The organism is Shewanella xiamenensis (assembly GCF_024971755.1).
GTDB lineage: Bacteria > Pseudomonadota > Gammaproteobacteria > Enterobacterales > Shewanellaceae > Shewanella > Shewanella xiamenensis.
In genome coordinates this window covers 3,053,730-3,067,103 of the sequence record NZ_CP079718.1, presented here as the reverse complement: position 1 = coordinate 3,067,103, position 13,374 = coordinate 3,053,730, and the positions used below count along the sequence as shown (strand labels likewise).

The 13,374-nt window shown below is 47.2% G+C and carries 14 protein-coding genes; 7 read left to right on the top strand and 7 right to left on the bottom strand.

The genetic code is table 11. From position 1 onward, the window contains the following. Positions 1 to 14: 14 nt before the first annotated feature. Together KXJ80_RS14690 and cspD are read right to left on the bottom strand one after the other, a co-directional pair. Positions 15 to 1,243, bottom strand: a protein-coding gene (locus KXJ80_RS14690) for an IS3 family transposase (RefSeq protein ID WP_259474457.1) whose coding sequence is annotated in 2 segments (ribosomal slippage) — positions 15 to 892 and positions 892 to 1,243 — 1,230 coding nt in all. Because the reading frame shifts where the segments join, the coding sequence is not laid out codon by codon here. Between the two features lie 101 nt (positions 1,244 to 1,344). Beyond that, entirely contained in the window at positions 1,345 to 1,551 is a 207-nt protein-coding gene (gene cspD, locus KXJ80_RS14685; protein ID WP_011072576.1) for a cold shock domain-containing protein CspD, read from the bottom strand. Positions 1,552 to 1,744: 193 nt separating this feature from the next. Here cspD and clpS point away from each other — a divergent pair, with 193 nt between their 5' ends. Then, the gene (clpS, locus tag KXJ80_RS14680; protein WP_218738731.1) at positions 1,745 to 2,053 is read left to right on the top strand and encodes an ATP-dependent Clp protease adapter ClpS; all 309 of its coding nucleotides are present in this window, start codon (positions 1,745 to 1,747) and stop codon (positions 2,051 to 2,053) included. Positions 2,054 to 2,095: 42 nt separating this feature from the next. After that, on the top strand, positions 2,096 to 4,363 hold the full coding sequence (clpA, locus tag KXJ80_RS14675) for an ATP-dependent Clp protease ATP-binding subunit ClpA (RefSeq protein ID WP_126513006.1): 2,268 nt from the start codon (positions 2,096 to 2,098) through the stop codon (positions 4,361 to 4,363). A 106-nt stretch (positions 4,364 to 4,469) separates the two neighbouring features. Here clpA and infA read toward each other — a convergent pair whose 3' ends face one another. From infA to aat, 3 genes are all read right to left on the bottom strand, one after another. After that, positions 4,470 to 4,688 carry a translation initiation factor IF-1 gene (gene infA, locus KXJ80_RS14670; protein WP_006081934.1) on the bottom strand — a complete coding sequence of 73 codons (219 nt, stop codon included), beginning with the start codon at positions 4,686 to 4,688 and terminating at the stop codon, positions 4,470 to 4,472. Positions 4,689 to 4,770: 82 nt separating this feature from the next. After that, positions 4,771 to 5,487, bottom strand: a complete 717-nt coding sequence (locus tag KXJ80_RS14665; RefSeq protein WP_218738730.1) for an arginyltransferase — start codon at positions 5,485 to 5,487, stop codon at positions 4,771 to 4,773. Continuing rightward, positions 5,477 to 6,187 carry a leucyl/phenylalanyl-tRNA--protein transferase gene (gene aat, locus KXJ80_RS14660; RefSeq protein ID WP_169548189.1) on the bottom strand — a complete coding sequence of 237 codons (711 nt, stop codon included), beginning with the start codon at positions 6,185 to 6,187 and terminating at the stop codon, positions 5,477 to 5,479. Before aat ends, KXJ80_RS14665 begins: the two co-directional genes overlap by 11 nt. Before the next feature lie 54 nt (positions 6,188 to 6,241). Here aat and KXJ80_RS14655 point away from each other — a divergent pair, with 54 nt between their 5' ends. Both KXJ80_RS14655 and KXJ80_RS14650 read left to right on the top strand, forming a co-directional pair. Beyond that, complete coding sequence (locus KXJ80_RS14655; protein WP_037419247.1) at positions 6,242 to 6,712, top strand: outer membrane lipoprotein; 471 nt, start codon at positions 6,242 to 6,244, stop codon at positions 6,710 to 6,712. Positions 6,713 to 6,787: 75 nt separating this feature from the next. Beyond that, positions 6,788 to 7,540 (top strand): Nif3-like dinuclear metal center hexameric protein, encoded by a 753-nt coding sequence (locus KXJ80_RS14650; protein ID WP_218738729.1) that lies wholly within the window; start codon positions 6,788 to 6,790, stop codon positions 7,538 to 7,540. Positions 7,541 to 7,634: 94 nt separating this feature from the next. Here the strand turns inward: KXJ80_RS14650 and KXJ80_RS14645 are convergent, their stop codons facing one another. After that, entirely contained in the window at positions 7,635 to 8,591 is a 957-nt protein-coding gene (locus tag KXJ80_RS14645) for an AEC family transporter (protein WP_218738728.1), read from the bottom strand. 212 nt (positions 8,592 to 8,803) lie between these two features. Next, positions 8,804 to 10,834, bottom strand: coding sequence for a methionine--tRNA ligase (gene metG / locus KXJ80_RS14640; RefSeq protein WP_037426495.1), 2,031 nt, complete (start codon positions 10,832 to 10,834; stop codon positions 8,804 to 8,806). A gap of 160 nt (positions 10,835 to 10,994) precedes the next feature. Between metG and apbC the strand changes: the two genes are divergently transcribed. The 3 genes from apbC to dcd are packed head-to-tail and all read left to right on the top strand — an operon-like array spanning position 10,995 to position 13,371. Beyond that, positions 10,995 to 12,110 carry an iron-sulfur cluster carrier protein ApbC gene (apbC, locus tag KXJ80_RS14635; RefSeq protein ID WP_037419322.1) on the top strand — a complete coding sequence of 372 codons (1,116 nt, stop codon included), beginning with the start codon at positions 10,995 to 10,997 and terminating at the stop codon, positions 12,108 to 12,110. 11 nt (positions 12,111 to 12,121) lie between these two features. Next, positions 12,122 to 12,760 (top strand): uridine kinase, encoded by a 639-nt coding sequence (gene udk / locus KXJ80_RS14630; protein ID WP_011072566.1) that lies wholly within the window; start codon positions 12,122 to 12,124, stop codon positions 12,758 to 12,760. 29 nt (positions 12,761 to 12,789) lie between these two features. After that, positions 12,790 to 13,371, top strand: coding sequence for a dCTP deaminase (dcd, locus tag KXJ80_RS14625; protein ID WP_037419254.1), 582 nt, complete (start codon positions 12,790 to 12,792; stop codon positions 13,369 to 13,371). Positions 13,372 to 13,374: the final 3 nt, after the last annotated feature.

The following is a 13,374-nucleotide window of genomic DNA, read 5'->3' as shown; positions in this document are numbered from 1 at the left end:
TAGGTTGACAGTTTTTAGGCCAGCTCCAGTCGCTGGCCTTTTCTATTGTGCACCTGATTAGGGGTTGCCATATTCAAACTCAGATGCGGTCTCATATCGTTGTATATTGCTATCGATTCTCTAACAAGTATCTTCAGCTCCGCAAATGTCCTACATCGGTGCAGTAAAAACTCCTGCTTCAGTATGCCATTCACTCTTTCTGCTAATGCATTTTGGTAGCAATCATAACCATCCGTCATTGACGGCTGGATTTGGCTCGCCTGAAGCGCATTCTGATAAACGGCTGAGCAGTATTGTAAGCCTCTGTCTGAGTGATGCACTGCGTTGCCGATATAGCGCTTATCTTTTATGGCCATTTTTAACGCTTTCACCACACTCTCGGCTTTCATGTCTTTACTCACGTGATGACCGACTATCTTACGCGAACTGGCATCGGTGACCAATGACAGGTAGTGCACACCTTGGTCTGACTCAAGATAGGTGATATCGCTGACCAGTACATGCTCTGCATCATGCAGTCCTTCCTCTTTCAGCAAATTAGGATACTTCTTCATCCAGTGTTTGCTGAACGTGGTTTTTGTGTAGCTTTTCTTCGGTTTAACCAGTAAATCTTCACTTCTCAAATAGGTAAAGAACCCATCTCGCCCAAGTTTAATATCGTGCTCAACCAGCTTGGATTTTATCAACGTGTAGAGCTTACGGGCCCCTAACCTTGGCATATATTTACGCCAGTACTGAACCCAGTCTTTGATGATCGATAGCTCAGCTCTACGACTTTCCATTCGCGCAACTGCCTGATAAATACCTTGCCTCGACATACCCGCAGCACGACATGCGGCTGCGAGGTTTATTTCTCCGTTGCCTTTTGCTTGCCAGACGTACCGGATAAGTACTTTTTTCTGAGGCCTGCTCCATATTCATTGTCCATGATATCAACCATGCCATTGAGGATTTGATTACGCAGTTTCTCTTCTGTTAACTCACGTTCAAGGCGCTTGATCGTTTCGGCAGGGGTTTCTTTTGACTTAGGCATAAGGCGATGCTGAAAAGGTTTCGACCAATCGGGTCTACCATGTTTTCTAAGCCAAACGAGTACCGTTGAACGGCCTTGAATACCAAAACGAGCTTGGGCTTGTTTGTACGTCATTTCGCCTTTTTCAACACGCTCTACAACGCCTAATTTAAAGGCTAAGGTGTAATCTCGTTGTGTGCGTTTACGGCTTGAGTTAATTGATGTTGTCATAAAGAAGTCCTCTTTATGTCAACGTATTTCAGGACGGGACAACTCAAAATAAAAAGGCAGGGATTAATCCCTGCCTTTTAGAACATTGGCCTCACCATACATTATTTTGTTGGTGAAATGGCTGAAGCGTGCATTCCTTTTGGACCTTGTTCTACTTCAAATTGAACCGGTTGGCCTGCTTTTAGAGTTCTATAGCCTTCCATTTCAATGGTAGAATAGTGTGCAAAAACGTCCTCGCCACCTTGATCAGGGCAAATAAACCCGAATCCTTTGGCGTTGTTGAACCATTTAACAGTTCCGCTTGCCATACTTCCACTTCCTTCTGTTGTCTACTTACCAGTAAGATAGTAAAACCTGTATAGACGGGAGTGTTTCACCGTCTGAGCTACAGAATGTAAGGAGTAAAAGCGGAAGTCAAGCTAAAATTAACAAAGAGGTAACAACTGATTAATTTGAAGATAGCAATTGGAAGAGGACAACACGAGAGGCTAGTATTAAAAAATGGGTAAGACAGGAAACATAGAGCACGTCGAAGAACGTGTGGAATCTGAGTTAATACCACCTTCGATGTATAAGGTGATCCTTAATAATGACGATTACACGCCAATGGATTTTGTGATTGAAGTGCTGCAAATCTTCTTTCGCAAGAATGAGCAGGAAGCCACAGATATCATGTTGACTATTCATCACCAGGGAAAGGGTATCTGCGGGATTTTCCCCTACGGCATTGCAGAAACTAAGGTGATACAAGTAAATCAATTTGCAAGACAAAACCAACATCCGTTACTGTGTTCGTTAGAGAAGGCTTAACCGCGCTTACTCTGTTGTCAGTTGTTAATTTTGGGGGTGCTTATGCTGAACAAAGATCTGGAAGTCACCTTAAATCTGGCGTTTCAGCAAGCCAGAGAGGCACGTCACGAGTATATGACGGTTGAACATCTGTTATTGGCTCTGATAGACAATCCTGCGGCTCAAGAAGCGCTAATCGCCTGTGGAGCGAATTTAGATAAACTGAGAGATGAAGTAGCAAGCTTTATCCAACAAACCACCCCAATCATTGCGGATATGGATGATGATAAAGAAACCCAACCAACGCTCGGGTTTCAGCGGGTACTGCAACGCGCCGTTTTCCATGTGCAGTCCTCTGGCCGCAATGAAGTCACTGGTGCTAATGTGCTGGTGGCCATTTTTAGTGAGCAGGAATCCCAAGCTGTTTATCTGCTGCGTCGCAGCGACATCAGCCGTTTAGATGTGGTGAATTATATTTCCCATGGTTTTTCAAAAAATGAGGACAGCGACGCTCATCAAGATCAAGAACGCATCGAAGATCAAAGCGAAGCGAACGAAGAACGCAGCATGTTGTCGCAGTTTGCGAGCAATTTAAACCAACTTGCAAAACAAGGGGTGATAGATCCGCTGATTGGTCGTGATCAAGAAATCGAACGCGCCATCCAAACTTTATGTCGTCGCCGTAAAAATAATCCATTGTTAGTGGGTGAAGCGGGCGTGGGTAAAACCGCGATTGCTGAAGGTTTGGCTTATCGAATCGTCAATAATCAAGTGCCAGAGGTGATGGCGCAGGCGACTGTGTACTCCCTCGACTTAGGCTCCTTGCTTGCTGGCACTAAGTACCGTGGCGATTTTGAAAAACGTTTCAAGAGTCTGCTTAAGGAACTCAGCGCCGATAAACACGCCATTTTATTTATCGATGAAATTCATACCATTATTGGTGCAGGCGCCGCATCGGGTGGGGTGATGGATGCCTCTAACCTGCTAAAGCCGTTATTATCGAGCGGTAATTTGCGTTGCATGGGCTCAACCACGTTCCAAGAATATCAGAGTATTTTTGAGAAAGATCGTGCACTGGCGCGCCGTTTCCAAAAGGTTGATATTAATGAACCTTCAGTGGCTGAAACCACTAAAATTCTGATGGGTTTAAAGTCTAAATACGAAGAATATCACGGCGTGCGTTACACCCAAGCGGCGATTAACAGCGCGGCAGAGCTTTCGGCAAAACACATTAATGACCGGCATTTACCCGATAAAGCCATCGATGTGATCGATGAGGCGGGTGCTCGCATGGCTATGCTGCCACAGAGCAAACGTAAGAAAACCATCGGTCAGGCCGAGATTGAAACCATTGTGGCGAAGATTGCTCGGATCCCTGAAAAATCAGTCTCCGCCAGCGACAAAGACTTACTGCGTAACCTTGAGCGCAATCTCAAGATGGTGGTCTTTGGTCAAGACAAGGCGATTGAATCCTTAAGCTCGGCGATTCGATTATCGCGCAGTGGTTTAGGTACAGATAAAAAACCTGTTGGTAGCTTTTTGTTTGCAGGCCCAACCGGGGTGGGTAAGACAGAAGTGACCAATCAGTTAGCTAGTTGCCTAGGAATGAAGCTGGTGCGTTTCGATATGTCGGAGTACATGGAAAGTCATACGGTTTCTCGTTTGATTGGGGCTCCTCCTGGATACGTAGGATACGACCAAGGTGGTTTACTCACTGATGCTGTAATTAAAAATCCCCATTGCGTGGTGTTGCTCGATGAAATCGAAAAGGCTCACCCCGATGTCTACAACCTGTTACTGCAAGTCATGGATCATGGCACCTTAACCGATAACAACGGTCGCAAGGCGGATTTTAGGCATGTCACCTTAGTGATGACAACAAACGCAGGGGTTCAGGAAACGATCCGTAAGTCTATTGGCTTTACTCAGCAGGATCATACCCAAGATGCCTTATCGGAAATCAATCGGGTATTCTCGCCAGAGTTTCGCAACCGCTTAGATTCCATCATTTGGTTCAACCATTTAGATATGACTATCATAGCCAAGGTGGTTGATAAATTCTTGGTGGAATTACAAGCACAACTTGATGCGAAACATGTGTTACTTGAAGTCAGTGATGAGGCCAGAACCCTACTCGCCGAGAAAGGCTATGATAAGAGCATGGGCGCACGGCCAATGGCCCGCGTGGTGACAGAGCTTATTAAACGTCCATTAGCGGATGCTATTCTCTTCGGTGAACTGGAACATGGCGGTGTTGCTCATGTTGATGCCAAAGACGGTGAAATCGTGATCCACACCGAACGCCACGAGAAAAGTACCACTAAGGCTTAATCTCTCGCGAAAACCCAATAAAAATGGCTGCAATTGCAGCCATTTTTCTAATCTTACGCCAACAAAAAAACCCGGCCTCGCCGGGTTTTTCAACTAAAGGGGAATATTAGCGTGCGCGGAAGACAATACGACCTTTGGTCAGATCATAAGGGGTCAACTGAACTGTTACTTTGTCACCAGTCAGGATCCGGATGTAGTTTTTGCGCATTTTGCCTGAAATGTGGGCTATCACCACATGACCATTTTCAAGCTCTACGCGAAACATTGTGTTTGGCAAGGTTTCAAGGATAGTGCCTTGCATTTCAATGTTATCTTCTTTCGCCATTAATTATTTATCCCATTAGCCTTCGAATATAAAAAACGGGCGTATCATGCCGCAAATTCACCTTGCTGTAAAGGGGATGTGCCTAGCAAACTTGGGAATACTCCCAGCCTTGGGGGGTTAAAATCTGATAAGGGCGGTATAAGCGTTTGTAGGACATTTTCCGATTTGCATCAATTTGATATCCCAGATAAAGAAAATCTTTACCCTGCATTTTAGCCAATCTGCACTGGAGTAAGATCAATAATACGCCAAGGGAGCGGCGTTCTTCATCGGGGTCAAAATAGCTGTAAATGGCTGACAAACTATTGGGCAGAGTGTCTGTCACTGCTACAGCCACAAGTCTATTGCCATCATAGACTTCAATAAACGTGGGGGGCAGCCAATGACAGAATAAAAATTGTTCATATTGGGTTTTGCTTGGTGGAAACATTGGGCCATCGAAGTGGCGCTCACGGATGTATTTTTCATACAGGGCATATTGAGCCTCGGTATGTTCTGAGGTGATGCGCCAAGTTAAATCACGGTTATGGGCTAGGGTGCGCTTTTGCCGTTTAGACGGTGTAAATTCTTTAATTGGTAACCGAATCGGCTGACAGGCACTGCAACGGGGGCAACGGGGTTTATAAATGGCGCTGCCACTGCGGCGAAAACCTATGGCGAGTAGCCGCTCAAATAGTATTGAGTCGAGGGTTTCCTCCTGAATGACTAACAGTTGCTCCTGTTGACCATCGAGGTAACTGCAGGGGAAAATTTGGCTGATCCCAATGGCGATTGGGGTGTTACTCGCGTTAGAGTTCAAGTGTGACCTCACTTGGTATCCAAGCTGCAGGATTGACCGTGTTATCCCTAAACTGGGTTAAGAGTTGTATAAAGTTCGCACGTTTAACGGGTTTTGCCCCTAAGCTCTCAAGGTGGGGATTCATTACCTGTGCATCGACAAGTTTAAAGTTCATTTTGATTAAATGTTGTTGCAACACCGCCATGGCCGCCTTTGACGCATTGGTTTCGCGGTGGAACATGGATTCACCACAAAACACTTGGCCGATGGCGAGACCATAAAGCCCACCGATTAATCGTTCGCCGTGCCAAACTTCGATTGAGTGGGCATGACCATTATGGTGTAGCTCACGGTAGGCCATTTGAATTTCATGGGTTATCCAAGTGCCTGCTTGTTTACGCCGAGGTTGAGCACAACCCGCCATCACATCGGTAAAGGCATGATTGATGGTATAGCGCCAAGGCTGTTTTTTTAAATATTTACGTAAACTGGTGCTGATATTCACTTGGCCTGGAATAAAAATGGCGCGGGGATCGGGTGACCACCATAAAATAGGATCCTCGGCGTTAAACCAAGGGAAAATGCCGTGATAATAGGCGGTCAACAAACGCTCTGGGCGTAGGTCACCACCTATCGCCAATAAGCCGTTTGGATCGGTGAGGGCGAGTTCGGGTGAAGGAAAAGCTTCAAATTCGTGATTCAGAAAAGACAGTGAGTTCACAATTGCGTATGATTCAGTAATAGACCCTTATACTAAGTTAGCGGAAATTCGGATATGTGGAAACCTACACTAGCGAGCTTTATGTTTATTTGTGCATTAGTGATTTCTCCGGTGCAAGCAGGTTACGATCGTAATCAGGCGGTGCCGGTCGAAAAAGTCCTCTATGGCGATATCAACTCAGTACGTAATATCACCGAAACCCAATTGATTGAAGACAGAAACCAAGGTTGGAAAACTTTCGGTGGCGCATTAGCGGGTGGGGTGATTGGTCATCAATTTGGTGGTGGCTCTGGCCAAGATATTGCGACAATATTAGGCGCCTTAATTGGTGCAGGAGTTGGCAATCGTTATGGCAGTGGCACAACGGTGCAATCGCTCAAGCTCGTGGAGCTGATGATCACTCAGGAAGACGGCACGCAAGTCATGGTGATCCAAGATTATGATCCTGGCATGGTGTTCAATGCGGGGGATAGGGTACGTGTGGTGTACCTGCAAGGTGGGGTTCGCGTTGATTTAGCCATGTAACTAAGCCATGAAACTAACGCTAGGAAATTAAGCTTAACTGCCAAACATTAATAAAGAACGTTAAACGGTGATGGAATGACAAGGACAGAACTAACCCAATATTTAGCCGATTTTTTGCGGATATCGGCCTTTAAAGATTACGCCCCCAATGGTTTGCAGGTTGAAGGTAAAGCAGATATCCGCACCATAGTGACAGGTGTGACTGCTTGCCAAGCGTTAATCGATGAAGCGATTCGCCTCAAAGCCGATGCTATTTTGGTTCACCATGGTTTTTTCTGGAAGAGTGAGCCTGAGGTGATCACCGGCATGAAGCAGCGCCGAATCAAAGCCTTACTCGCCCATGATATCAACCTGTTTGGTTATCACTTGCCCTTAGATGCCCATCCAATGTTAGGTAATAATGCGGTCTTAGGCCGCAAACTGGGGATCATCGATGCTGAAGCAGTAGAAGATGTGGCACAGGGATTAGTGTGGCGTGGAAAGCTCGATTTACCCGTCAGTGCCAGTGAATTTGCCGCGACTTTAGATGAAGTGCTTGGCAGAGCGCCGCTGCATATTGGCGAGAGTTCGGATGAAATCCAATATTTAGCTTGGTGTACGGGCGGTGCGCAGGATTATATAGATGTTGCCGCGAGTCTTGGTGTGGATGCGTTTATCAGTGGTGAAGTGTCAGAGCGTACTTACCATAGCGCCGTGGAGCAGGGAATTCACTATTATGCGGCGGGTCACCATGCGACCGAGCGTTTTGGCATTGAGGCGCTGGGGCGTCATCTCGCTCGCGAATTTAATTTGGTACACCATTTTGTAGATATCGCTAACCCTGTTTAACAATGTTGCTTTATCGACATCTTGTAAATGAAAGGCGAGCCATGCTTGCCTTTGTCTTATGTAAATCAACCTTAAGTTCAAATCAGTCCTAAGTTTAAATAAACCCTAGGGTCGACAGGATAAAAATGCCTAAGGTGCAGGTGAGCAGCGAGCAAACGGTGGTTAAGGCGATAATATTGGCCGCAAGCGTGGCATTTCCTCCCATGGCCCGCGCCATCACATAACTTGCGGCTGCCGTGGGCGCGGCGCTCATCAAAAACACTAAGGCAAGTTCAACTTCGCGATAGCCAAGTATCAAGGCGCCTAGGGTGATGAACAGTGGCGCAAAGATAAGTTTTAAGGCGGTCGAGAACCACGTGGCATACTTTTCATGTCTGAGCGAGCCAATATCCAATGAACCGCCTGTACACAGCAGTGCTAATGGGAGTGTCATATTGGCAAAGTATTGCCCAGCATCGAGGACCATTTTCGGTAAGGGGATCGCCAGCAGATAAAACAACATGCCGAGTATAATGGCAATGATCAGCGGATTTTTGGTGATGGTTTTAATGATCACCGCAAAAGCGCGGCGGCTTGATTCCTCACCCTTAGGACTCAAGCAAATCACGGCTTGAATATTGTAGAGTAGCGTCATGGACGCGACATAAACGGCCGCTAAGGCAACGCCCGATTCGCCATAGGCATTAGAGACATAGGCTAAGCCGATAATGGCGGTATTGGCCCTAAATCCCCCTTGAATAATAACGCCTTGATCCTTCGGCTCGGGGAAAAATCGTTTTGTCGCGTAGGTCGAGAGGATAAAAAACAGTAAGTTGGCGAGTAAGCCATAACCGATTAATGGCGCACTGGCGGCAAGATTGTGGTGCGAGCTAATTATGCTGAGAAACAACAGCGCTGGCAGGGTGACATTAAAAACCAGCTTAGAAGCGACATCAATAAAGTGTTCGTCAATCACTTGGGTGCGTTTAAGCATCACGCCTAGGGCTAACATTAAACAGATGGGACCGGTTATTGAAGCAGAAAACAACAGCTGCTCAATGATATTGCCCATAACTTCTCCTCGAAAATTTCATAGTGCGTTGTCGCTGAATCAGTGCAGCTTAGCCATAGCCGCGATAGTGTCGCACAGTCAGTCACTTGTCGAGGCCACATCAACTTACGCTCCCTGATAAAGCGTAAAGGAATGTGTGTTTAATAAATAAGGCCGCATTAAATGCGGCCTTATATCGATTTAGCAGTAGCTTGACTCGTGTTTAGCCTAGCTTACTTAACCCGCATACCAGGTTGTGCGCCTTCGTGGGGTTCTAAAATCCACAAATCACTGCCACCAGGGCCGGCTGCTAGTACCATGCCTTCTGACATGCCAAAACGCATCTTACGTGGTGCAAGGTTGGCGACCATCACAGTCAGCTTACCTTCGAGATCCTCAGGCGAATAGGCTGATTTAATGCCTGCAAATACCTGACGGGTTTCGCCGCCGATATCAAGTTGCAGTTTTAACAGTTTGTCGGCTTCGGCTACATGCTCGGCTTTAACGATACGCGCAATACGCAGATCGATTTTAGCGAAATCGTCATAGTTGATAGTGTCGCTAATGGGATCGGTCGCCAATGGCCCTTTAGGTGCTTCTGGCTCGCTCGTGGCTTGCAAGTTTTCTTTAGAGTCGGCCACCATAGCTTCAACTTTGTCTAACTCAACACGCTGCATCATGGCTTTGAATGGCGCAATTTCGTGGCCCGCCATATCTTGGCCTAAGCCATCCCACGTTAAGGTTTGTTGGAAGAAGGCTTCAACGTCTTGCGCTAAGCGTGGTAACACAGGTTTTAAGTACGTCACCAAAATGCGGAACAGGTTCAGCGCGTTTGAACACACTTGGTGCGCGGCTTCCTGTTGATCATCTTGCTTCACTAGCTGCCAAGGCGCTGCATCGGCGACAAAACCGTTGGCGATGTCCGCGAGTGCCATGATTTCACGCATCGCTTTACCGTATTCACGGGTCTCATAAAACTCAGCGATTTGTTCTTGTTTGGCTAAAAACGCCTCAGTTAGCGTGGTATCCGCAATTTTCGCGAGCTTGCCATCGAAGCGCTTAGTGATAAAACCTGCGGTGCGCGAGGCTAAGTTCACTAGCTTACCGACTAGATCTGAATTCACGCGCTGGGCGAAATCTTCCAGATTTAAATCTAAATCGTCGATACGGCTACTGAGTTTAGCCGCGTAGTAGTAGCGTAAATATTCAGGATCTAAGTGATCTAAGTAAGTGCGAGCCTTAATAAAGGTGCCCTTAGATTTAGACATCTTAGCGCCGTTCACCGTTACATAACCGTGGGCATAGACGCTGTTAGGTTGACGGTAGCCCGATCCATGGAGCATCGCAGGCCAGAACAGACTGTGGAAATAAACGATATCTTTACCGATAAAATGGTAAACCTCGGCTTTAGAATCCTTCGCCCAAAATTCGTCAAAGCTTAGCTCTGGGCGTTTGTCACACAGGTTTTTGAATGAGCCCATATAGCCGATAGGTGCATCTAACCATACGTAGAAGTATTTGCCCGGTGCATCAGGGATCTCAAAACCAAAGTAAGGTGCATCACGGGTGATATCCCACTGTTGCAGGCCTTGTTCGAACCATTCGTCAAGTTTGTTGGCCATTTCGGTTTGTAGTGCGCCGGAGCGAGTCCACTCTTTGAGCATGTCTTCGAAGGCGGGTAAGTCGAAGAAGAAGTGCTCAGTGTCCTTCATCACTGGCGTGGCACCCGATACCGCTGATTTTGGATTGATAAGCTCAGTCGGGCTGTAAGTTGCGCCGCAGGCATCACAGTTGTCGCCATATTGATCGGGCGATTTACACTTAGGGCAGGTGCCTTTTACGAAGCGATCGGGCAGGAACATCGACTTCTCAGGGTCAAATAGCTGAGAAATGCTCTTGCTTTTGATATAGCCATTAGCGCGCAGTTTTAAGTAAATATCGCTCGCCAGCACGCGGTTTTCGTCACTGTGGGTGCTGTGATAATTATCGAAGGCGATATTAAAATCGGCGAAATCCTGCTGATGCTCTTTATTGACTTGCGCGATCATTTCTTCTGGCGCCATGCCTAATTGCTGCGCCTTGAGCATAATCGGTGTGCCGTGGGCGTCATCGGCACAAATATAGTGGCACTCATGTCCACGAAGCTTTTGATAACGCGACCAGATATCCGTCTGGATGTATTCCAGCATGTGACCTAAATGAATCGGTCCGTTCGCGTAGGGAAGTGCGCTGGTCACGAGAATTTTACGTTGTGAAGTTGCCATCTTGTCTCAAATATCGTGGTGGGCCAAAAATAATGGTAGAGATACTAACCGATTACAGGATGATTTTCATCAAAACCTGAGTCGATTGGGTTAAATCTGCGCTAATGTTTTTGTCATTATCTGGTACACTTGGGCAAATTTATTGGTGGGGGTAATTCTTTTGTCTTCAACTCAAACTGATTATCGTTTAAGTGACGATCTTCTCGGGCCAGTTCTGGCCATTCTCGATGCATATATCGACCCGTATTTAGCGAAGGGTTTAGTGAGCGCAGGATGCGTGAATAAATTGGCGATTGAAGGTAAGCGTTTGCAGCTTGGCTTAGTCTATCCATACCCTTGTATGACTCAATACCGCGATACCGTGATGGCGCTGACCAACAAACTCGCTGTGCTGGATGCCATCGATGAGGTTGAGTGTGAAATCGATTTTCAACCTAAGGTGTATTCGGCGATTGCTTCTATCGCACCGATTGCCAATGTGAAGCAAGTGATTGCTGTCGCGTCCGGCAAAGGCGGTGTAGGTAAATCAACCACGGCGGTCAATCTTGCTTTAGCACTGGCCGCTGAGGGCGCACAGGTCGGTATTTTAGATGCCGATATTTATGGTCCTTCCGTCCCATTAATGCTTGGGATCCCCAACTTCAGGCCCGTTTCCCTCGATGGTAAACACATGAGCGCCGCCAGTGCCCATGGCATTGCCGCCCAATCGATTGGGTTTATGTTAAGTGGTGATGAAGCCGCAGTATGGCGTGGTCCCATGGCGGCGGGCGCGCTTGCGCAGCTGCTCAATGAAACCCAGTGGCCAGAGCTAGACTATTTAGTCGTCGATATGCCACCGGGCACGGGTGATATTCAATTAACCCTATCGCAAAAAGTGCCAGTAAGTGGCGCGGTGATTGTGACTACACCGCAGGACATCGCTCTCGCCGATGCCAAGAAAGGCATCACCATGTTCCAGAAAGTGAATATTCCCGTCCTCGGCATTGTTGAGAATATGAGTTTTCATTTATGTCCAGAGTGTGGCCATAAAGAACACCCCTTTGGTACGCACGGTGGCAGTAAAATGGCTGAGCGTTATCAAGTTCCACTGTTAGGCGCCTTACCGCTGCACATCAATATCCGTGAAGCCATGGATGTGGGTGCGCCGACGGTTGTGGCCGAGCCTGACAGTGAAGTGGCGGCACTTTATCGGGAAATTGCCCGTAAAGTGGGCGCCGAATTGGCACTTAAACAGAGCCAGAAAACAGTTTCTATTAGCGTATCAGATGACGAGTAAGGTTTAAGGGTATGAATTCTCAGCAGTGTGTCATTATTGCAATTGCTGGCGCGTCAGCATCGGGCAAGAGTTTAATTGCCAAGACGATTTTTGACGAACTTCGCCGCGATTTAGGCACAGATCAGATTGGGGTAATTAACGAAGACGCGTACTACCGCGATCAGAGTCATTTATCCATGGATGAGCGTGTGTTAACTAACTACGACCATCCCAAGGCGTTAGACCATCAGCTGCTATGCACGCACTTGCAGTTGCTAAAGTCTGGCGAAGCTGTTGATATCCCTTGCTATAGCTATACCGAACATACGCGTATGGCCGAAACTGTAAAAATGACACCTAAAAAAGTGATCATTTTAGAAGGCATCCTGCTGTTAACAGACCCTAAATTACGTGAATTGATGGATGCGAGCGTGTTTATGGATACGCCGCTGGACATTTGCTTCCTGCGCCGTTTAACCCGCGATGTGGCCGAGCGTGGCCGTACGATGGAGTCAGTGATTTCACAGTACAAGAAGACAGTGCGTCCTATGTTCCTGCAATTTATTGAACCTTCTAAACAATACGCTGATATTATCGTGCCTCGCGGCGGTAAAAACCGTATCGCGACCGATATTTTGAAGACTCGTATTCAACATTTACTGGCAAAATAACGACTAAAACTCAGGGAGTAAAAGGCAAGATGCGCTTAACCGATATCGAAATTGAACAGGCCCTTGATAACGGCACTATCGTTATAGAACCTCGCCCAAGCATAGATGCGATTTCTGGCGTCAGTGTGGATGTGCGCTTAGGTGGGCAATTTCGCGTCTTTAAGGATCATACTGCGCCTTTTATCGACCTCAGTGGTCCGAGTATTGAAGTGCAGGCGGCGCTCGATCGGGTGATGAGTGAAATCATCGAAATCCCCGATGGCGAAGCCTTCTTCCTACACCCCGGTGAATTGGCGCTCGCCGTGACCTATGAAAGCGTGACACTGCCTGCCGATATCGTCGGTTGGCTCGATGGCCGCTCCTCTCTGGCGCGTTTAGGCTTGATGGTGCACGTCACTGCGCACCGGATTGATCCGGGTTGGCAGGGTAAAATCGTGCTCGAGTTTTACAACAGCGGTAAGTTGCCTTTAGCGCTGCGCCCACGGATGACCATTGGTGCGTTAAACTTTGAACGTTTAAGTGGCCCAGTGGCGCGTCCGTATAACAAGCGCAAAAATGCCAAGTATAAAGATCAACAGGATGCGGTTGCTAGCCGTATCAGTCAGGACTAATAC